19 protein-coding genes are annotated in these 19,798 nt (G+C 64.5%); 13 read left to right on the plus strand and 6 right to left on the minus strand.

The window, feature by feature from the left end; genetic code table 11:
• Positions 1-3: 3 nt before the first annotated feature.
• The 4 genes from AC07NV_RS02225 to AC07NV_RS02240 form a co-directional block, all read right to left on the minus strand.
• A complete protein-coding gene (locus AC07NV_RS02225) occupies positions 4-1,227 on the minus strand; it encodes an NAD(P)/FAD-dependent oxidoreductase (RefSeq protein ID WP_495164704.1) in 1,224 nt (407 codons plus the stop codon).
• Between the two features lie 113 nt (positions 1,228-1,340).
• Positions 1,341-2,051, minus strand: coding sequence for a glutamine amidotransferase (locus AC07NV_RS02230; RefSeq protein WP_495164705.1), 711 nt, complete (start codon positions 2,049-2,051; stop codon positions 1,341-1,343).
• 153 nt (positions 2,052-2,204) lie between these two features.
• The gene (locus AC07NV_RS02235) at positions 2,205-2,450 is read right to left on the minus strand and encodes an ACT-like domain-containing protein (RefSeq protein WP_495164706.1); all 246 of its coding nucleotides are present in this window, start codon (positions 2,448-2,450) and stop codon (positions 2,205-2,207) included.
• A complete protein-coding gene (locus AC07NV_RS02240) occupies positions 2,450-3,502 on the minus strand; it encodes a Leu/Phe/Val dehydrogenase (RefSeq protein ID WP_495164707.1) in 1,053 nt (350 codons plus the stop codon). The genes AC07NV_RS02235 and AC07NV_RS02240 overlap by 1 nt, the downstream gene beginning before the upstream one ends.
• Before the next feature lie 127 nt (positions 3,503-3,629).
• Between AC07NV_RS02240 and AC07NV_RS02245 the strand changes: the two genes are divergently transcribed.
• The 6 genes from AC07NV_RS02245 (at position 3,630) to AC07NV_RS02270 (ending at position 10,194) form a co-directional block, all read left to right on the plus strand.
• Positions 3,630-4,100 carry an Lrp/AsnC family transcriptional regulator gene (locus AC07NV_RS02245; protein ID WP_495164708.1) on the plus strand — a complete coding sequence of 157 codons (471 nt, stop codon included), beginning with the start codon at positions 3,630-3,632 and terminating at the stop codon, positions 4,098-4,100.
• Positions 4,101-4,556: 456 nt separating this feature from the next.
• Positions 4,557-5,099, plus strand: coding sequence for a hypothetical protein (locus AC07NV_RS02250; RefSeq protein ID WP_495164709.1), 543 nt, complete (start codon positions 4,557-4,559; stop codon positions 5,097-5,099).
• A 164-nt stretch (positions 5,100-5,263) separates the two neighbouring features.
• Positions 5,264-5,881 carry a hypothetical protein gene (locus AC07NV_RS02255; protein WP_495164710.1) on the plus strand — a complete coding sequence of 206 codons (618 nt, stop codon included), beginning with the start codon at positions 5,264-5,266 and terminating at the stop codon, positions 5,879-5,881.
• A 57-nt stretch (positions 5,882-5,938) separates the two neighbouring features.
• Complete coding sequence (locus AC07NV_RS02260; RefSeq protein WP_495164711.1) at positions 5,939-6,718, plus strand: fimbrial biogenesis chaperone; 780 nt, start codon at positions 5,939-5,941, stop codon at positions 6,716-6,718.
• 48 nt (positions 6,719-6,766) lie between these two features.
• Positions 6,767-9,241, plus strand: coding sequence for a fimbria/pilus outer membrane usher protein (locus tag AC07NV_RS02265; RefSeq protein WP_495164712.1), 2,475 nt, complete (start codon positions 6,767-6,769; stop codon positions 9,239-9,241).
• Positions 9,238-10,194, plus strand: coding sequence for a hypothetical protein (locus AC07NV_RS02270; RefSeq protein WP_495164713.1), 957 nt, complete (start codon positions 9,238-9,240; stop codon positions 10,192-10,194). The genes AC07NV_RS02265 and AC07NV_RS02270 overlap by 4 nt, the downstream gene beginning before the upstream one ends.
• Positions 10,195-10,215: 21 nt before the next feature.
• On the opposite strand, the gene AC07NV_RS02275 is transcribed toward AC07NV_RS02270, so the two are convergent.
• Both AC07NV_RS02275 and AC07NV_RS02280 read right to left on the minus strand, forming a co-directional pair.
• Positions 10,216-10,524, minus strand: coding sequence for a hypothetical protein (locus tag AC07NV_RS02275; RefSeq protein ID WP_495164714.1), 309 nt, complete (start codon positions 10,522-10,524; stop codon positions 10,216-10,218).
• Positions 10,525-10,750: 226 nt separating this feature from the next.
• Positions 10,751-11,416: a helix-turn-helix domain-containing protein gene (locus AC07NV_RS02280; RefSeq protein ID WP_495164715.1), complete on the minus strand. Its 666-nt coding sequence runs from the start codon at positions 11,414-11,416 to the stop codon at positions 10,751-10,753.
• A gap of 186 nt (positions 11,417-11,602) precedes the next feature.
• Here AC07NV_RS02280 and AC07NV_RS02285 point away from each other — a divergent pair, with 186 nt between their 5' ends.
• From AC07NV_RS02285 to AC07NV_RS02315, 7 genes are all read left to right on the plus strand, one after another.
• Positions 11,603-11,734, plus strand: coding sequence for a hypothetical protein (locus tag AC07NV_RS02285; protein ID WP_495164716.1), 132 nt, complete (start codon positions 11,603-11,605; stop codon positions 11,732-11,734).
• Between the two features lie 23 nt (positions 11,735-11,757).
• Positions 11,758-13,416 carry an MFS transporter gene (locus AC07NV_RS02290; protein ID WP_495164717.1) on the plus strand — a complete coding sequence of 553 codons (1,659 nt, stop codon included), beginning with the start codon at positions 11,758-11,760 and terminating at the stop codon, positions 13,414-13,416.
• Between the two features lies 1 nt (position 13,417).
• The gene (locus AC07NV_RS02295) at positions 13,418-14,587 is read left to right on the plus strand and encodes an HlyD family secretion protein (RefSeq protein ID WP_495164718.1); all 1,170 of its coding nucleotides are present in this window, start codon (positions 13,418-13,420) and stop codon (positions 14,585-14,587) included.
• Positions 14,584-15,999, plus strand: coding sequence for an efflux transporter outer membrane subunit (locus AC07NV_RS02300; protein ID WP_495164719.1), 1,416 nt, complete (start codon positions 14,584-14,586; stop codon positions 15,997-15,999). The genes AC07NV_RS02295 and AC07NV_RS02300 overlap by 4 nt, the downstream gene beginning before the upstream one ends.
• Before the next feature lie 143 nt (positions 16,000-16,142).
• A complete protein-coding gene (locus tag AC07NV_RS02305) occupies positions 16,143-16,679 on the plus strand; it encodes an RNA polymerase sigma factor (protein ID WP_495164720.1) in 537 nt (178 codons plus the stop codon).
• Positions 16,680-16,789: 110 nt separating this feature from the next.
• The gene (locus AC07NV_RS02310; protein WP_495164721.1) at positions 16,790-18,553 is read left to right on the plus strand and encodes a vWA domain-containing protein; all 1,764 of its coding nucleotides are present in this window, start codon (positions 16,790-16,792) and stop codon (positions 18,551-18,553) included.
• A 162-nt stretch (positions 18,554-18,715) separates the two neighbouring features.
• Positions 18,716-19,771, plus strand: a complete 1,056-nt coding sequence (locus AC07NV_RS02315; RefSeq protein WP_495164722.1) for a tetratricopeptide repeat protein — start codon at positions 18,716-18,718, stop codon at positions 19,769-19,771.
• Positions 19,772-19,798 lie beyond the last annotated feature (27 nt).

A 19,798-nucleotide genomic window follows, 5' to 3' on the forward strand; every position in this document is an offset into this window, starting at 1 on the left:
CGATCAGGCGGGGAGCAAGGCTTTCAGCGGGGTTTCGGTGTCGGAGAGCTGCTCGGGGGTTGCCGCCAACCCTGCGGTAACGATCATCCGGCCCTGGACATAATCCCTGGTCGCGTTGACGCAGTCGATCGCGATGACCTTGCCTGCCTTGAGGTACACAACCGAGAAACTGCGCGTCGCGGGGTCGCCGCGCAGCACCGCCTGGTCATGCCCGGTCGACAGCCCCGCGGTCTGCAGCTTCAGGTCATATTGGTTCGACCAGAACCAGGGGATGGCGTGATAATCCGCTTCATCGCCGACGATGCCCTTGGCGACGACATTCGCCTGGTCATTGGCGTTCTGAACCGATTCCAGCCGAATCACCGCGCCTTCCGCAAAGCCATTTTCATGCGCCGCACAGTCGCCGATCGCATAGATGTCGGGCAGGCTCGTCTTGCACAGCCCGTCGACGAGCACGCCATTGCCGCCTTCCGCGCCCGCTGCGATCAATGGCTCGACCGCGGGCACGATGCCGATGCCGACGATCACGAGATCGGCGGGGATCAGTTCTCCTGTCGACAGCCGGACGCCGGTGACCCGGGTCTCGCCCTCGATCGCATCGACGCAGACACCGAGCCGCAGGTCGACGCCATGGTCGCGGTGTTCTTTTTCATAAAAGCGCGACAGGTCGGGACCCGCAACGCGCGCGAGCACGCGGTCGAGCGCCTCGAGCAGCACGACCTTCTTGCCCGCCTTCGTGAGCACCGCCGCGGCTTCCAGCCCGATATAGCCGCCGCCGATCACGACGATCTGGCCTGCGGTTTCGGAAGCGGCCTTCATCGTATCCGCATCGGCGCGGGTGCGCACGCCCTGCACGCCGGGCAAGTCGCCGCCGGGGATCGGCAGCATCCGGGGGGCTCCGCCGGTCGCCCAGACAAGCTTGCCATAGCCGATCGTCTCGCCGCCGTCGGTCGTGACGCTATGGGCAACGGGATCGACGCTCACGACGCGCTTGCCGAGCAGCATCGCGACTTCGCGCTCGTCCCAATATTTGGCGGGACGCAGCTGGATGCGTTCGAATTCCTTCTCGCCCGCGAAATATTCCTTCGACAGCGGCGGACGCTCATAGGGTAGTTCGGGCTCGTCGCCGACGATCGCGATACTGCCTTCGAACTTCTGCGTCCGCAGCATGATTGCCACCTGCGCGCCGCCGTGCCCCGCGCCCACAATCACCACGTCGAAATGCATCGCATTTGTCTCCCGTTGCTCTTTAGCGCGGCCCTTGCACGCGTAGCGGGACGAGGCAAGCGGCGGCGGCCTCGCTCCGGAGAAAGAAAAACTTGAAGGTCGGTGCGCGTCGTTCAGCCCGAGAGGCCGGCGAGCCATTCGGCGATCATGCTGCGGCCCGCCGCGACCGCGGCGGGGCCATGCCGCCGGTGGAGATCGCGCATCCCCTCCGCGCATCCGCCGGTTTCGGCCAGGGCATCGGGCCATTGGCGGAGCCATTCGTCGAAACGCGGGTCGAGCCCCATCTCACCATGAAACTGCAGCGCCAATATATTGTTGCCGCGGCGGAACGCCTGGTGCGGATAGGCGGCGGTCGACGCCAGCAACTCGACATCGCCCGGCAGATCGAAGGTATCGCCATGCCAGTGCAGGACGGGAACATCGGTAAGATGGCGCAGCGGCGACGCCGCATCGATGACGTCCAGCGGATGGAACCCCACTTCCTTCGCGGGCCCCGGATAGACCTGCGCGCCCATCGCCGCAGCCATCATCTGCGCACCGAAGCAGACGCCAAGCGTCGGCCGCCCGGCATCGATCCGGCGCGCGAGCCGCCGCATCTGGCATGCGATCCACGGATGCTGGTCCTGCTCATAGACCCCCATCGGACCGCCCATCATGATGAGCAGGTCGGGCTCGCCGAGATCGACTCCGCCGAAATCCGGGTCGCAGACGTCGATGCGCGTCAGATCATATCCCGCGGCCTCGATCGGTTCGCGATATCCGGCGATCCCCTCGTGCGGGACGTGGCGGATGATGAGTCCGGTTTTGGGAGTGGGCGTTGGCATATCGGGCGATGAACAGTGTGGTTGCTGCGCTGTTTCGAACGCACCCTGTCTAGCCAAACAAGGACCCCGCTGTCACTCTACCAAAGCAGTAGAGATACTGTTGCGGCCCGTAGCTGAGCTTGGCTCCCTTCGCTACGGGCCGCCATCAGCCCGCTACGCCGCCAGTTCGGCAAGATTTTCGAGCTCGGCGCCGGTCACCGCAACCACCTCGCCCAGTTTCGCCGCGATGATTGCCGCCTGCCCGGCAGCAAGCCCCGCGACCGTCACTTCGATGCGCATATGCGTCGGCAGGACCTGCATCGCCATCGCAGACGGCACGATCGAGCGCTGCGCAAAATAATTGGCGACGCGCGGCAGCGATTGCGGGTCGAGGATCGCGTCGATCCGGAACCGATGCATCACGCCGCCTCGCGCTGCGCGCTTGCGATCACCTCTTCGGCCATCTCGTCGGCGACGAGCGCAGGCGAGCGCCCCTCGCGCGCAGCGCGTTCGAGCAGCGCACCAACCCGCGGCGCGATCGCCGCGACGCGCGTCGTCACGCCGCTCTCGTCCTCGCCCAGATATTCGGCCGACACATTGATGATGCCGCCCGCGTTGACGACATAATCGGGCGCATAGACGATGCCGCGGTCGAGCAGCAGCGCCGCCACGTCAGGTGTCGCAAGCTGGTTGTTCGCGGCGCCGCAAACCAGCTTGGCCTTCAGCTTGCCGACCGTATCGCGATCGAGCGCGCCGCCGAGCGCGCAGGGCGCAAAGATATCGGCATCGACCGCGGCGATCTCGGACACGTCGACAACTTCCGCGTCGTGCACCGCTTTCAGCCGGTCGCGGCGGACCGGGCTGACGTCGGCGATCACCAGCCGCGCGCCCGCGTCGGCAAGGCGGCGGCAAAGGTCGGCGCCGACATTGCCGGTGCCCTGCACCGCCACCGTCAGCCCGGCCAGATCGCGCCCCAACGCAAACTGCGCGGCGACCTGCATCGATTCGAACACGCCTTTGGCCGTCCAGGGCGACGGATCGCCCCCCGCACGTCCCGCCACCGCCGGCAGTCCGGCGACATGGCGCGAGACCGAGGCGACCTCCTGCATATCCTCGACCGACGTGCCGACATCCTCGGCCGTGACATAGAGACCGCCGAGCGCTTCGACCGCGCGGCCGAACGCGCGGAACAGCGCCACCCGGTCGAACTCGCCCTCGGGCCGCCGCAGCACAGCCTTCGCCCCGCCCAGCGGCAGGCCGGCCAGCGCATTCTTGTAACTCATGCCCTCGGCAAGCCGCACCGCATCGCCCAACGCCTGCTTCATGTCGGGGTAGGACCACAGGCGGCAACCACCCGCGCCCGGCCCCAAAGCCGTCGAGTGAATCGCAATGAAGCCGTCGAGTCCTGCTTCGAGATCATAAAGGCGCACGCATTCGAGCGGCGGCGCCAGACGGGCAAGACGGACAACCATGAAAACACCCTCCTTTGATGGGAGACCGGGTTTTCGCATTTTCGCCTTGGGCAATCTTGATCGATTATCGACCACATTTTCCAGTTTTCGGATGTTCCGACCTTCAATATTGCGATATGAGGATGAAATGACCGATCTTGATCCATTCGAGATAAGGATTCTCCGCGAACTGCAGCGCGACGCGAATCAAACCACGGCAGAGATCGCCGAGCGCGTCGGGCTGTCGGTGTCCCCCTGCTGGCGCCGCATCGATCGCCTCGAACGCGACGGCTTCATCCGGAAACGTGTAGCGATCATCGACCGCCGCAAGGTCGGGCTCAACGCCCATGTCTTTGCGCAGGTCAAGCTGAACGCCCACGGCCGCGCCAACCTCGACGAATTCAGCGCGGCGATCCGCGGGTTCCCCGAGGTGCTCGACGCCTATGTGCTGATGGGCACGACCGACTTCATGCTGCGCATCGTGGCGAGGGACATCGACGCCTATGAGCGCTTCTTCTTCGACCAGCTGAGCAAATTGCCCGGGGTACAGGAAATCAACTCGACGGTGGCGCTGTCCGAAATCAAGGCGACGACCGAATTGCCGCTGGGCGGCGATTGACGAGCCCGGTTTGCCGGGCCCGGCGAGGCGAAGACCCTCCGCATCGCACTGTCGGGCAGCCGGCGAGACTTAATTAATTCAACAGTGCGATTAAGCTGTCGCCGCAGCCGGCAGACAAGGCAGACTTCGAGCCCGGCCAGCCCCGCCGGCCAGCGCTGAAACAAAACCCCCTATTTCATTGCCTTCCGGCCGCCCGATTCGCCTCGGAACGGGCCCTGTTAACGCGCATGTTGCGGCCTGTCCCAAAACGGGCATTGAATTTATTAATCAAAATTTCAATTTGCTTAAATTCTCTTAACTTTTTAGCAGACGACTCGCTAAGGAGCACAAAACGCCGGCTGAGGCGTCCCGATCTGTGAAGCGAGCCGCGGGGGTGGTCGCCACATTTCTGGTTGGGGAATAATAATGCCAATGGTTAGGGGGGACAGACCCGGTCTGTCTGCAATTCGCATTGCGGTGATCGCTGCCGGGTTGCTTGTCGCGATTGCGCCGGCCCAGGCCCACCCCGATTCGGTCGCGATCGATGTGACGGCAGAAATTAAAGAGCGTTGCGGCTTTACCGCCAACGGTCCGGCGGGCGTTGATGCCCCGCGCGATCTGGAGGATGCCGCCAGTCTTTCGCTCAAGGTCGGGCTCGACTGCAACACACCCTATGCCCTTGGCATAACGTCTGAAAATGGCGCTCTGATCAATCTTGATGCCAGCGACGACGGGTCGGGTTTTGCCTTCAGCAAATCCTACCGCGTGGCGGTCGCGCTGGAAACCGACAAGGGCATCGTTCGCAGCGAACGCTGCAGATCGCGCGAGCTGTCGGCCGACGGCAACTGCGATTTCGCCTCCGTCCGCGCGGGCAAGGGTCTGAAGTCGGGGCGCGGGATCAGCGTCGGGCGCGATGCGGTCATCACGATCGATTGGCCCGCTCAGTCGACGCTGCCGCGCCGGCTCGCGGCGGGCCGTTACAGAGATACTTTGATTCTTGTGGTGGGGCCTCGCGGATAATGCGGCTCCACTCCACGAAGTGCGGCGCGTGGGTCGATGCGCCGTCGAAACATCGGACGATCCTTTTGCGGACGCCGGTGAAACCTATGGGGCCATCTGCCGGCCTCGATTTGCCTCCGTCTGCTTTTGCGGACGTCGTTTAACTTAACAAGGAGTTGAATAACATGAAGCGTATCATTCTCGTGGCCAGCACCGCAATCGCCCTCGCCGCAACCGCTGGCGCGGCTTCGGCAGCCGAAACCGCACAGATCAACATCAACGCTGAAGTTGCCAGCAAGTGCGGCATCTCGGCGTCGTCGTCGCTGATCACCCTCGACGAGCTGACCGGCGCCGACGCCAAGGTTCGTTCGAACGTCACCGAAGAAATCGCGACGAAGCTGAACCAGGCGAAGGTTATCCCCTTCTGCAACAAGGGTGGCAGCCTGGTGAAGGTCGAACGCGCAGTTCTCGCCGTCGCCAGCCCGAACGGCACCAGCACCACGACCGGTGGCTTTGCCCAGTTCGTTCGTTACAACCTCGACACGTCGATCAACGGCCTGCCGCTTGACACGACGTCGGTTGCCGGTGCCTCGACCGTTGCCCAGCCTTTCGGCGGTCACACGAGCGCAGGCGACGCCAACACGCACATCAAGTTCGAGAAGGCTGCTCTTAACGGCACCGCCGTCGCATCGTCGAACGGCTCGAGCGCTGTTGCAACCAACTGGTCGTCGCTTACCGATCGTCGGCTGATCGCTGGCAGCTACAGCGGCTACGTCACCATCGAACTGACGCCGGCTGGCTAACATTTTTCCGGAGGCGGGGTTCGCCTCGCCTCCGGAACCTTGTTTGAAACCAAGATCATGAACATCACTTTACCGCGTTTTGCGCGCTCATGGGCAGCACCCTTCGTCGCCGTCCTCTTGCTGCTGGCGCTTATCGCGCCCGTGGTCGCGATCAATGTGCAGCCTGTGATCGTCGACCTGCAATCGGCGGGACGCCGCGCGTCGGCCATCATCAGTCTGCAGAACACCTTTCCCGAAACCGTCCCGGTGGAACTGACGGCGCATCCCATTCGCATCGTGAATGGCGAGTTGCAGGAATTCGAAGATGAAGAGGCCGAAGACCTCCTTGTCTTTCCAGCCCAGGCCACCATTGCGGGCGGCCAGACGCAGGCGTTTCGCGTCCAGTGGGTCGGCGAGCCCGACCTGAAGGAAAGCAGGCATTTCTATGTGACGGCGGCGCAGCTTCCGGTCGCGCTGTCGGCGGACCAGAATGCCATCCAGGTGCTGCACCGGTTCAAGATCCTGGTCAGCGTCGGAGCGGCTTCGGCCACATCGCAACTGCACGTAGCGGAAACCCGGATCGATACCGACGCAAATGGCAAGCCGCGGCCCGTCCTGACCGTCCGGAACGATGGCACGACTTATGGTTATGTCAGCCAACGGCGCATGACGATCGTCCAGCGCGGCGCCGGTGGCGAGGAAATCTTCCGCAAGACCTTTGAACCCGACGAGATCGGCCAGCGCATGGGCATGGGCCTCGTCCCGTCCGGTCAGAGCCGTACCCTGCCCATCAATGTCGAACTGCCGCAAGCGGCGGGAACGTTGACGATCGAGCTGACGACGGCCGGAAACAACTAAGCCGTGGCATGTTCGCGCTCCAGCCTGATTGCCCTGGGATGGCTATTGTTGTCCCATCCCGCCGCAGCGATGGTCGCCGACGAGGCGGCTTCCGGTGCGAATGCGCCGGCGCTTCCCCCCACGGGCCCGGCCGGCGGTCTCCCGCTTGGCGCGGTGGCGGCGCTTCAGCAGCCGGCCCAGCGGTTGAATCCGACCGGCCGAGACATCCCCATGGGCGGACCGCTTCTGGACGATAGCTTCGTCCTTGGCGACATATCCTACACGCTGACGACCGATGACCGGATTCTGGTCGATGCAAAAATGCTGTTGCCGATGTTGCAGCGCATCTTGACCGAAGAAGCGTTGCAGCAGTTGGCGGCGGCGATTGGCGATCGCAACGATATTTCAACGGTCGAATTGGGTGATCTTGGCGTTCGCCTGACCTATGATTCGTCCAATTTTGGACTTCGACTGAATGTCGCCCCCAACCTGCGGCCACGGCAGATGATCAGCGTGTCGGGAATGGTGGATCCGCTGTCGGGGCCCATCGTACCCGTGGCAGATTTTTCGGCTTATGTGACGGCGGCCGTCAATGCCGACTATGTTCACAAGGGCGGCAACACCGGCTTTGCGACCCCCAATATCATCCTCGACAGCGCAGCGCGCCTGGGTGGTTTCGTGCTGGAAAGCGAAGCCAGCATCCAGGGGCAGTTCCGGCGCGAAGGCACGCGTCTCGTTTATGACGATCTGCGCCGTACCGCACGCTATACGGCCGGCGATCTGCAACCGATATCGCGCGGCTTTTCGGGCGCGTCGCCGATGGCCGGCGCGTCGATCGTCCGCGTCTATGCCGATCTGGAACCGCAGCGGAACATCCAGCCGCGGGGCCAGCGGTCCTTCACCCTGACCCGGCCGTCGACGATCGAAACGATCGTCAACGGACAGACGGTGCAGCAGACGCGGCTTAATCCCGGCACCTATGACATCGGCGATTTCCCCTTTGCGCAAGGGTCGAACGATGTCCGGCTAATCATACGCGACGACACCGGGCGCGAGGAGGTTGTATCCTTCTCGTTGAACTTCGACCGCACCCTTCTGGCGGCCGGCCTGACCGAATTCGGCGTCTATGCCGGTGTGGAAGCCCCATTCAGCCTGAACGGCCGTCGTTATAGCGACCGCCCCGTCTTCTCCGGATTTTATCGCCGCGGCCTGACCGACGAATTGACCGCAGGCGGCAATTTCCAGGTCACCAACAAAGGCGGCGTTGCCGGGGCAGAGATTGTCTGGGCGGCGCCATTGGGCACGCTGGCGTTCAATCTGGCGGGATCGAAGACCGAAGCGGTGGGCAGCGGTTATGCTGTCAATGTTGGATATGAATTCACGCAACTGGGGACGAACAATAATTCGCGATCGCTGACTGCGACATTCCAGACCCTCAGCCGCAAATTCGCGACGCCCGGCGCGCTGATCGCGAATAACCCGTTCGTCTATGAATTCGGCGCGACCTTTTCGCAGTCGCTAGGCGCCAAACATTATGTCTCTGCCGACGCCTTCTATTCGGTAGGCCGGGACAGCAACGCCGATCAGGCGTCGTTCCGCGCGACGCATGGCTGGCGGCCCAATCAACGGCTGCTGCTCACGACCGAGGCCTCCTACGAGGATCGCCAGCAACGCTCGGGTTTCGGCCTGCGGTTTTCGCTCACCTATCGTTTTGATCGCAAATCCAGCGCGACGGCGGATGTCGATTCCCGCCGCGAGCGGGCGCGATTGAGCTATCAGCGGTCGAATGGAACCGGCGTCGGATCGTATAACGGCTCGGTCAGCGTCGACCGGGTCGAAGATTCGGTGGGCGCCAACGCGAACTTCAGTATGATCGCAAACCGGGCCGAAATCGGCGCGGCGCATCTGACCTCCTTCTCCAACAGCGGCAAAATTGTCGACCAGCGCACATCGCTTCGCACGGCCTTCTCGCTGGCCTATGCCGATGGCACGGTCGCGCTTTCGCGGCCGATCTACGACAGCTTCGCTATCGTCAAAGCCCATGAATCGCTGGGCAAGACGCCGATTTACCTCGACCCGCGCAAGGATGAATATATCGCGCGATCGGGCGCGTTCGGCGGCGCCGTGATGCCCGAACTGAACGCCCATACGCCGCGTCTGTTGAGCTATGACGCCCCCGGGGCGCCTGCCGGCTATGATCTGGGAACGGGCATCCTGCAATTCGTCCCGCCCTATCGCTCGGGTTCTGTCGTCGAGATCGGGTCGGACTATTTCATCAGCTATATGGGCCAGCTGCTCGATGGCCGGGGCGAGCCGGTCAGCCTTGTCGCAGGCTATGCCTATGAGGAAGCGTTGCCCGATCGCGAGCCGGTGCGTATGTTCACCAACCGGTCGGGCCGTTTCGCCGTCCAGGGCCTGCGTCCGGGCCGGTGGCGCATCGAGATGCCGACGCCGAACGGCACCGCAATCTATCGTATCGAAATTCCCGCAGCCAGCACCGGAATGGAACGCGGCGGCGTCCTGGAACCTGAGGAACGAAAATGAAAACGCCAGCACTGATCCTGATCGCGGCAGCGGCCTGCGCAGCACCCCAGGCGGCGTTCGCCAGTTGTGCCGATTTTCGGGCTTCCGCGACCGAACTCAACCTCAACTACGACCCGTTCAGCCCTTCGGGCGTCGAGCGGACCTTCACGCTGCGGACCCGGCGACTGAATCCCGATATGACCGCGGTGCGCGTCGTCCTTGCGGACCCGGGCCGCATCGAACGCGGCGCCGCCATCGGCCGTGACGATGCGGTGCGATATGATATCCGCTGGACGCGCGATACGGGGCGGATCGTCTTTGTTGCGGGCGCAGAACAGCCCAATGCAACGAACGGCGCGCTGATCCAGTTCGGCCCGTCGCGGTCGGGTGACAGCGTCAACGAAACCTTTCGCATCCAGGTTCCGGCGGGCCAGGGTATTGGCGCCGGCGATTATTACCAGCCGCTCGAGCTTCGCTTTATCTGCTACAAAGGCCGCGAGGAAATCGACCGCAGCATTCAGACGGGCGCACAGGTTGCGGTCAATTTACGGGTGCCGGAACGGATTTCGACCTTCGTCGGCTCGCCCGGCGTGCGGCGCGGTCGCATCGATTTCGGCGAGATCGATGCGACCGGCGGAAACCAGATTCGCGGCCTGACGGTCACCGCGCAGTCGACCATTCCCTATGACATTCGCGTCGGCACCGAACGCGGCGCCCTGAAACGATCCGATCGCGACGACACCGGGGTTCCCTATGGTCTGAAACTGTCGGGCTTCGCCGTGTCGGATCGCTCGCGGATCGTTTGCGACCGCACGCCCGCGCCGGGCGGACGCGGCCACAATCTGCAGGTCGAACTGAACGGCGAGGATTTGCGCAAGGCCCCCGCGGGCGCCTATAGCGATATCGTCACGCTGACCTTTTCGCCGCGCCTCGGCCTGTCGGGCGGCGAAGGATGTTCAGCCACGCGCGGCTGACATATTTCGCGCCGCGGATTTTCAGAAAACCGGGCCTTTGGGCTGGGCATCGATGCTCAGGGCGATCGCGCCGCCCTGCATATCGTCTTCCGACAAGACCAGCCTAAACGGCCGCTCGCGATACTCCGCCGAAGCGGCGTCAACGATGATGGTGTGCGTCGCCGTGGCGGAAATCGGTACGCGGGTGCTCCCGATCTCGACCCACGCATCGGTCAGCCCGGCCGGGTGGTTGAGCGTCACCGTATAGCCCGCCATGCTGTTGCACAATTCGGTCATCACGCCGAGGTTATTCGCGCCCGACTGAAACGGCAGCGACGGGCTGGACGCCACGCTGACCTGGCAGATGGTAGGAACGCGCGCGAAGATCGCAAACGATGCCCCGTCCGATGCTGAAGCAGGCGTTGCTCCTATTGCGACCGCAACGAGAACCGCGGCGCCCCGATTAAATCCTGCCTTTGGCATAGCTAGCCTCCTGTTTCAGGAGATGGTCTAGAACATCCCTCTAAAGCTGTGCTTAAGCCGCATGGTTAAATATCTTAACCCGATGCGCAGACATCTATATTTCGATCAATATCCGCACCTTGTCCGGCGTGGTCCCGACCATCCGGGCGATCTGTTCGCGGCTTCGGGTCAGCAAATCTTCCAGCAGCTCGGGGACATCGGGTCCGAACAATTCCGACATCGGAATCCCCAGCGCGTTCGCCAACGCTTTCATTCGCCCGTCGCGCGGGCGAGCCTTGCCCGTTTCCCAGGCACAGATCGCGGGCATGCTGACCCCCATCTGGGACGCCATCTGCGCCTGCGTCAGCCCCTTGGCCTTGCGCAATTGTTTCAGGCGGACGCCAAAATCCTCGACAGCGGCCGGAGCCGGTTTGCCGGGCGAGGCGATGTCGCGGCTGACGGTGCTCCGCAGTTCCACCGCACTGAGCGCGCCGGCGGACAGCGCCACGTCGAATTCGCACCCGTAAAGCTGACCGCTGGCCCACACGACCCGGGCGGCCGTCGTTCCGGCATGGGGGAGTTCGATCGCAATTTCTTCATTGGGCGCCAGCGCCAACCGGCTCTCAAGCAAAAGGCCCGACGCCGAGATATTGTGCACCAGCACCTCGGTCGCCCCATGCGCGGCGCTGACCCCCTGGGTTTCGAGCCGCAGATTCCGCCTTGCGCTTTGCCGCTTTCCCTTTTGCGGCTTGTCGTCTTCGAGATATGCGGTGATGGCCATCGAGCACTTCCAAAAAAGATATCTACTCCACCCCATATGTTAACAGCCCGTTATCGGGAGTGGCGGCCGAGGGCAACGCCGATGCCGTCGCGCCGGGCGGGGTCCAATTCCACCCTCGCCGCCGCCGGCTTTCGTCCAGCGCATCGAAGAGGCTGCAAGCCCGCACGCGATGCGGTAAGAAAACCCATGTTCATCGAACCGACTCGCCGCAGCCTGTTGGATGCCGCGAGGATCGCCGCTGCATCCCTGCCCGCCGTCGCCCATCCGGCGGCGCCATTCCCGCCAGCCCATGCGATGCCCGACGAGGCGCAGCCATGACCCCCGGCCCGGCCTGACGCACGATGGCGGACTATGTCTTCAAACCGCACGAACGGCCGACCTTGCCGGGGTCGCCCGCCAATCCGGATCACCCGACCTCGCGCATGGTGCGCCATTTCCTGATCGGCTGCCTGATCGGTCTCACCGGCGGCCTCGGCAACGCCCTGGTCACCGTCAACCTCAATTTCGCGCAAGGGACGCTCGGCCTCAATAGCGACGAGGCCGCCTGGCTGACCGCGGCCTATTTCATGACCAACGTCACGGCGAACCTGTTGCTCGTCAAATATCGCCAGCAATTCGGGCTACAGCCGTTCATCCGCTACACCCTCGCCGCCTATGCCGTGACGACGCTGATGCACCTGTTCATCCATGATTTCTGGACCTCGGTCGCGGTCCGGGCGATGAGCGGCGTCGCGGCGAGCGGGCTCTCCACGCTCACCATCCTCTATTTCTTCCAGGCGCTCCCGGCGCCGAAACGGCTCGCTGCGGTGATGGTCGGGATATGCATCCCCCAGCTCGCGACGCCGCTCGCGCGCGTGCTGTCGCCGGGCCTGCTCATATGGGGCGACTGGCACAATCTCTACTGGTTCGAATTCGGGCTGGCGCTGGCGACACTGGCGGCGGTGATGGCCCAGCCGCTGCCGCCCAGCGAGCGCGAAAAAGTGTTCGAACCGCTCGACTTCCTGACGTTCGGCCTGCTCGCGCCGGGGCTGTGGCTGCTGATCGCGGTGCTATCGCAAGGGCGCATCCAATGGTGGGCCGAGCGTCCGTGGATCGGCTGGTCGCTGGCGGCGAGCGTCGCGCTGATGGCCGCCGCGATACTCGTCGAACATCATCGTAGGAATCCATTGATCAACACCCGCTGGCTGGGCACGCGCGAGATGCTTCGGCTGATGGCGGTGGCCGCTTCGGTCCGCATCCTGCTGTCCGAACAGGCGTTCGGGTCGGTCGGGCTGCTCGGAACCGTCGGTATGATCAACGACCAGATGGTCACGCTGAACCTGATCATCATCCTCGCCTCGATCGCCGGCCTCGCCACCGCAGTGCTGACCTTTCGCCCGGCGCATCTCTCGCAGCCGATCATCATCGCCGTCGTGCTGATCGTCATTGCATCGTTCATGGATTCCGATGCCACCAATCTTACGCGCCCAAGCAGTTTCTATCTCAGCCAGGCGCTGATCGGTTTCGCGTCGATGCTCTTCCTCGCGCAGGCGATGGTGATCGGCATCGCGCGAACCTTGCTGGCGGGCGGGAAGAACTTCATCAGCTTTGTCGTGCTGTTCAGTATGAGCCAGAGCATCGGCGGCCTGGCCGGCGGCACCCTGCTCGGAACCTTCCAGACCGTCCGCGAGAAATATCATTCGCACGAACTCGTCCAGAACATCGTCGCGAGCGATCCGTTGGTCGCAGCCCGGCTGGGCGCGGGCAGCCGGGCGGTCGCGGGGACGATCGGCGATCCCGTGCTGCGCAGCGCGGAAGGCGCCGCGCTGCTGAGCCAGCAGGTCACGCGCGAGGCCCATATCCTCGCGTATAATGACGTTTTTCTGCTGGTCGGCGTGCTCGCGATCCTGATGACGATCTGGGGTTTCATGATCAGCCGATCGATCCGTCGACGAAACGAACCGTCGCCGGTAATATTATTGGTACAGCGCCTGCAATCGCAGGCCGGGCAGGGACAATGACATGAGTGACGAGACAGTGGGCGCGCCCAAATCCGGACAGGAAGGCTCCGAAGCGCCGACGGCCTCGCCCGAAACCGCGCCTCCGCCCGATCCGCAGATCGACGCCCCGCCGTCATCCTGGCGGCCGCCCGACAAGTCGCGCACGACCGTCATCGCGATTGTCGCGGTTGCGGTGCTCGCGATCCTCGCGATCCTCTACGCGTGGAATCTCCCCCCCTTCGCCGGTTTGTCGGAAGAGACCGACAATGCCTATGTTCGCGGGCGCGTGACGATCATCAGTCCGCAGGTCAGCGGCTATGTCACCAGCGTCGCGGTCCAGGATTTCGCCGAGGTGAAGGCGGGCCAGGTGCTCGCGACGATCGACGACCGCATCTATCGCGCGCGTGTCGCGCAGGCCGAAGCCAATGTCGCGGCGCAGCAAGCCTCGCTCGCCAATTCGGCGCAAGCACAGAAATCGCGCGAGGTCGCAACCGAGAGCCAGAATGCCGGTGTCGCCAATGCACAGGCGCAGCTGGCGAAGGCCGAAGCCGACATGCGCCGCGCCCGCGCGCTGGTCGCCGACGGATCGATCTCGACCCGCGAGTTCGATCAGACGCGCGCAGCGTTGCTCGCGGCGCAAGCCGGGGTGCAGCAGGCCCGCGCCAGCCGGGCGATCGGAACGCAGGACGTCCGTACCGTGGTCGTCGGACGCGCCGGGCTCGAAGCCGCGGTCGCTTCGGCAAAGGCGCAGCTTCGCCTTGCGCAGATCGACCTCGACAATACCGTCATCCGTGCCCCCGCCGACGGCCAATTGTCCGAAATCGGCGTACGTCAGGGCGCCTATGTCACCGCCGGCACGCAATTGCTGTCGATCGTCCCGCACCATGTCTGGGTCATTGCGAACTTCAAGGAAGCCCAGACGCGCGACATGGCGGTCGGCCAGCCGGTCCGCTTCCGCGTCGACGCCCTCGGCGGTGCCGAACTGACCGGGCGGATCGAGAATCTGTCGCCGGCGGCAGGATCCGAATTCGCGGTGCTGAAGGCCGACAATGCCACCGGCAATTTCGTCAAGGTGGCGCAGCGGATTGCGGTCCGGATCGCGATCGATCGCGATCAGGCGCGGGCGAAGCGGCTGCGGCCCGGCATGTCGGTCGAAGTGAGCGTCAACACGCGCGGCGGATCACAAAGATGAGAAAGACGAGGACGCCGCTCTGCGCGCTGACAATTGTGCTGGCGACGGCACTTGCATCCTGTGCCGGTCCGAACGTCGCGACAATGAAGGTGGCTCCGGTCGTGCCTCCGGTCGCGTGGCGGATCGACGCCGGCCCCGCCGCACCGTTGCAGCGCGAATGGTGGCGGTCGTTCGGCGATCCGGCTTTGGCGGCTTTGGTTGACAAGGCGCTCGCCAACAATAGCGACATCGGGATTGCCGCGGCACGCGTGCGCGAGGCGCACGCCAATCTCGCATTGGCACGCGCGCAGACGCTGCCCACGATCGACGCAGCGATCAGTGGCGGACGGTCGCGGTCGGTCAACGCATTCGGCCAGCCCGCCGAGCAGAATTTCGCGCAACCGCAAATCCAGATCGCCTATGAAGTCGACCTGTTCGGCCGCCTTGCCGACCAGAAGTCGGCGGCGGGCGACCTCTATTTCGCAAGCGAGGCGGCGCATGATGCCGTGCAGCTGTCGGTCGCGGCGGCGGTCGCTGGCAGCTATGTCACCTTGCGCGGCCTCGACGCCCGGCTGGAGGTCGCGCGCGAGACGGTTCGCGCCCGGTCGGAATCGCTGCGGATCGCCAAATCGCGCGTCGGGCGGGGCTATTCGCCCAAGCTCGAACTCCAGCAGGCACAGGCCGAATATGACGCGACCGCGCAGATCGTGCCCCAGATCGAACTGGCGATCGCCCGCACCGAAGACGGATTGAGCCTGCTGGTCGGTGATACCCCCGCCGCCATCGGCCGGGGCGAAGACCTCAGCCGCCTGACGGTGCCGCCCGTCCCCGGCGACCTGCCGTCCGAACTGCTGCGCCGCCGGCCCGACGTCGCGCAGGCCGAATATCAGCTCGCGGCGTCGGACAGGAACCTGGCCGCGGCGCGCAAGCGTTTCCTCCCGCAAGTGCGGCTCAATTCGGCGGCCGGAGCGGCCTTTTCGACGCTGCTCGCCGATCCGATTTCGATCTGGTCGATCGGCGGCAGCATCCTCGCTCCGATCTTCGAGGGCGGCCGGTTGACCGCGCAGGCCGACGCCGCGGGCGCGCAGCGCGACCAGGCCGCGTTCGCCTATCGCCGCACCGCGCTGACCGCGTTCCGCGAAGTCGAGGATGCGCTCGCAGCCGTCCAGCTGATCGACCGGCAGATCCTGTCCGCACAGTCGCAGCGCGATGCACTCGCCGAAGGCCTGCGGCTTGCGACCAACCGCTATCGCGAAGGCTATTCGCCCTATCTGGAACAGCTCGACGCCCAGCGCGGCCTGCTCGGCGCCGAACTTTCGCTGATCCAGCTGCGTGCCGACGCGCTCGCCGCCCGCGTTCAGCTTTTTCAGGCGATGGGCGGCGGATGGACCGCGTGCACGGCGCAAGATGCGCCCTGCTCTCCGCAATCCTAGCGCACCGGGGAACGCGCACCGCGGAAACACTATGCGATGGCCTTCGCAGGGCAAATCGGGCACAACGCATGGCAATGGCGCGATGCGGGGGATCAATTTGGCCAGCACAGGACCTTCTGCCCGCCAGCAGGTCCGGCTGACCCGTGGCCGATTTTGACGATACCGATATCGTTGCCGCGGCAGTCGCGGGTGACCGTGACGCGTTCGCCGCTTTGCTCCGGCGCCATTATGACCGCATCCATGGCCTCGCGTGGCAACTGACCGGATCGCGCGCCGACGCCGACGATATCGCGCAGGACGTCTGCTGCATCCTCGCCGAAAAGCTCGCCGATTTTCGCGGCGAGGCGAAATTTACGACCTGGCTGTGCAGCATCGTCTTCAATGCCTGCCGCGAATTCCGCCGGCGGCGCTCGGCCTTCACGCGCTTCACCGACCGGCTGAGCGTCATGGCGGGACTGGCACAGCCGCCCGATGGCCGCGATCTGTACGATAAAATCTGGGTCGAAAATGCGATTGCCCGGTTGAAACCCGACCTTCGCGACACCGCGGTCCTTGTCGCGGGGCAGCAACTGACACACGCTGAAGCCGCCGACATATTGGGCGTCGCCGAAGCAACGATTTCGTGGCGGATGCACGAAATCCGGCGCCAGATCGGGGCCAAAGGCGCCGCCGACGACTGATCGCAGCGCTTTCGGCATTTTTTTTCGCAAGGCCGCCAAGCTTTTCCCGCGCCGGCGCATCCCAGTCATATGCGGGCGATTGTGCTCCGCTGTTGCCAGGGAGACATATCATGTCCCGTTTCTATCGGACGCTTACCGCCGGGCTGTCGATCACGCTCATCACCGCCTGCTCCCAATCGAACGAGGCCGATGTCGCGTCGCCGTCGGCCGAAGCTGTTGCCCCCGTGCAAAAGGTCGACGTCGCGGAGGATGCTTCGGCGATCGTCGTCACGGCTCAGAAGAGAAGCGAGCTCCGGCTCGATACGCCAGTGGCGATGTCGGCCATCGGTTCCGAGCGTCTTGCATCGGCGCCGCCGCCCCCGTCACGCCCGGTGGTCGTAACCGGCAGCGCGATCCGCGCGCCGCACCCCGACGCGATCATGCCCTATTATCAGGATGTCGGCCGCGACAAATTTACCGCGACCCGCGAAAATGCCTTCAAGATTGCGCGCGACGAGCCCGTCTCGACCTTTTCGATCGATGTCGACACCGCTTCTTACGCCTTTGTCCGCGCGTCGCTGAACGGCAATTCGCTGCCGCAACCCGCGGCGGTGCGGACCGAGGAACTGATCAACTATTTCCCCTATGACTATGCCGCGCCGCGCACCGCGCAGCAGCCGTTCACCTCCAATGTCGCGGTCTTCCCCAGTCCCTTCACGGCGGGCCGCAAGCTCGTCCGTATCGGGATCAAAGGCTATGCAATCGAGCGCGCAACGCGGCCGCGCGCGAACCTCGTCTTCCTGATCGACACCTCGGGGTCGATGAACGCGCTCAACAAACTGCCGCTCGTCAAGAAATCGCTCGGCCTGCTCCTCGACCAGCTGGACAGCGACGACCGCGTGGCGATCGTGACCTATGCGGGCAATGCAGGCACCGCGCTCGAACCGACGCCGGCGAGCCAGAAGGGCAAAATCCTCGCCGTGATCGATCAGCTGGGTGCGGGCGGCAGCACCGCCGGCGCCGAGGGTATCCGTCAGGCCTATGCGCTGGCGCAGCGCAACCTCGACCCGAACGGCGTCAATCGCGTTGTCCTTGCGACCGACGGCGATTTCAATGTCGGCATCACCGATCAGGAAGAACTGAAAGGCTATATCGAGCGCGAGCGCGGCAAGGGCATTTTCCTCTCGGTCCTCGGCTTTGGTATGGGCAATTACAATGACGCGCTGATGCAGACGCTCGCCCAGAACGGCAATGGCGCCGCTGCCTATATCGACACGCTCGGCGAAGCGCGCAAAACGCTGGTCGACGAGGCGACATCGACGCTGTTCCCGATCGCCAAGGATGTGAAGATCCAGGTCGAATTCAATCCGGCGACCGTCGCCGAATATCGGCTCATCGGCTATGAAACGCGGATGCTCAACCGCGACGATTTCGATAATGACAAGGTCGATGCGGGCGATGTCGGGTCGGGTCAGACGGTCACCGCGCTGTACGAGATCGTGCCGGTTGGCGCACCGCGGACGATGGGCGATCTGCGGTACAGCAAGCCCGCCCCGCGTGCGGTCGCAGCCGGATCGAGCGAATATGGCTTTGTGAAGATCCGGTACAAATTGCCGAAATCGGATCGCAGCCAGCTCATTTCGACGCCGATCGACCGCCGCGTCGAATATGCACGCTTCGCCGATGCGCCGCAGGACGCGCGCTTCGCCACCGGGGTCGCGGCCTTCGCCGAACTGCTGCGCGGCGGGCGCTACACCGGATCGATGACCTATGACGATGTGCTGCAAATCGCCGGCGCCGCGCGCGGCCGCGACGATTTCGGTTATCGTATGGAGTTTGTGCAGATGGTCCGCGCCGCCAAAACCGCCGGATCGATGGCACGACTGGGGCAATAGCTTCGCAAGAAACTGCGGTGCGGCGGTCCCGTTCGGGCTCTAGTTCGAATATTCGACCGCCGCCCGATTCTGCGTATAAGGCACGACGATGCCCACACTCCCTTCCTCACGCGCCGGGCCGCCGTCTCGACATCCATCGATGACGTCCGCAGGGCGCTGGCCATGACGGGCGACGACGAGCTGAAGGCCTTCCTGCCCGAGCCCCCGCCGCCCGCGCCGAAGCGACGGGAAGCCGCAATTACCGAGGCGCTCGCCCGCTTCGACGGCACCCCGTCTCCGGCCCCGCGCCCGCAACGCGTCGCTATATCATGGTGGAAAAGACTACAGCGCCCCCAAATCGCCTTTCTCGCGACGGCCGCGCTGGTCGCCACAATCAGCCTGCCCTTCGCATGGACGCCGCCCGACCGGGGCACGCCCGCAGCGAAAGAGCAGGTCTCGCGCAGCGTTCGCATCGAATCACCGCCCGCCCTGCGCGATGTCGAGGTGCCGGCAGCGGCCCCGCTCGCAGAGGCGCCACTCACGGCCGCCCCTCCAACCGGCGCAAAGGACGATGCGCCGCGAGCGGACAATCTCGCATCGGCGCCGCAACCCATGCTCGCTCCCCCGGCCAGGCCAGCCGCCGCACCGCCTGCCCCCATCGAACAGCAAGAGCCCCTGGTCGTTCAGGGCCGCAAGATGGTGCGTCCTGTCGCCGAAACACCGCTCGCTGTGTCAGCGCTTTCGTCCGAGCGCGTGTCCGACGACAATGCGGTTGTGGTCACCGGGACCCGCATCGCACCGCGCAGATCGCAAAAGCGCGGCGACTGGAATGCGTGCACGCTGAACGACCCCGGCCAGACGCTGTCGAAGTGTAGGAAGATGGCGAACAGGGGTTCGAAAGACGTTCGAAACGAAGCCGACACCCATCTGTCAAGCGGCCTGACACAGGCCTGGCAGGGCGATCTGGACGGTGCGATTTCGGCGTTCGATCGGGCGATTGCCATCGCCCCCGACCTGTCGGTCGCCTATCTCAATCGCGGCCTTGCCTATGAGCGCCAGGGTGACCGCACGCGCGCGATCGCCGATCTCGACAGGGCGGTGCAATATGCGCCCCGGTCGGCGCGCGCTGTGTATAATCGCAGTGTCATCTTGCGAAAATATGGCGAAAACCGCCGTGCCGACCGCGACGAAGAGCGGGCAATCGCCCTCGACCCCCAATATCAGGCGATCATTCGATAGCGGTTGCGGCGATCGAGGCCGCCCCTT

This window comes from Sphingopyxis sp. GW821-FHT10B01 (assembly GCF_059415685.1).

What these genes read in the sequence shown, in the direction of transcription:
- AC07NV_RS02225 (WP_495164704.1), bottom strand. Translation starts at nt 1,227, where the DNA reads ATGCATTTCGACGTGGTGATTGTGGGCGCGGGGCACGGCGGCGCGCAG.
- AC07NV_RS02230 (WP_495164705.1), bottom strand. Translation starts at nt 2,051, where the DNA reads ATGCCAACGCCCACTCCCAAAACCGGACTCATCATCCGCCACGTCCCG.
- AC07NV_RS02235 (WP_495164706.1), bottom strand. Translation starts at nt 2,450, where the DNA reads ATGCATCGGTTCCGGATCGACGCGATCCTCGACCCGCAATCGCTGCCG.
- AC07NV_RS02240 (WP_495164707.1), bottom strand. Translation starts at nt 3,502, where the DNA reads ATGGTTGTCCGTCTTGCCCGTCTGGCGCCGCCGCTCGAATGCGTGCGC.
- AC07NV_RS02245 (WP_495164708.1), top strand. Translation starts at nt 3,630, where the DNA reads ATGACCGATCTTGATCCATTCGAGATAAGGATTCTCCGCGAACTGCAG.
- AC07NV_RS02255 (WP_495164710.1), top strand. Translation starts at nt 5,264, where the DNA reads ATGAAGCGTATCATTCTCGTGGCCAGCACCGCAATCGCCCTCGCCGCA.
- AC07NV_RS02260 (WP_495164711.1), top strand. Translation starts at nt 5,939, where the DNA reads ATGAACATCACTTTACCGCGTTTTGCGCGCTCATGGGCAGCACCCTTC.
- AC07NV_RS02270 (WP_495164713.1), top strand. Translation starts at nt 9,238, where the DNA reads ATGAAAACGCCAGCACTGATCCTGATCGCGGCAGCGGCCTGCGCAGCA.
- AC07NV_RS02280 (WP_495164715.1), bottom strand. Translation starts at nt 11,416, where the DNA reads ATGGCCATCACCGCATATCTCGAAGACGACAAGCCGCAAAAGGGAAAG.
- AC07NV_RS02285 (WP_495164716.1), top strand. Translation starts at nt 11,603, where the DNA reads ATGTTCATCGAACCGACTCGCCGCAGCCTGTTGGATGCCGCGAGGATC.
- AC07NV_RS02290 (WP_495164717.1), top strand. Translation starts at nt 11,758, where the DNA reads ATGGCGGACTATGTCTTCAAACCGCACGAACGGCCGACCTTGCCGGGG.
- AC07NV_RS02295 (WP_495164718.1), top strand. Translation starts at nt 13,418, where the DNA reads ATGAGTGACGAGACAGTGGGCGCGCCCAAATCCGGACAGGAAGGCTCC.
- AC07NV_RS02300 (WP_495164719.1), top strand. Translation starts at nt 14,584, where the DNA reads ATGAGAAAGACGAGGACGCCGCTCTGCGCGCTGACAATTGTGCTGGCG.
- AC07NV_RS02310 (WP_495164721.1), top strand. Translation starts at nt 16,790, where the DNA reads ATGTCCCGTTTCTATCGGACGCTTACCGCCGGGCTGTCGATCACGCTC.
- AC07NV_RS02315 (WP_495164722.1), top strand. Translation starts at nt 18,716, where the DNA reads ATGACGGGCGACGACGAGCTGAAGGCCTTCCTGCCCGAGCCCCCGCCG.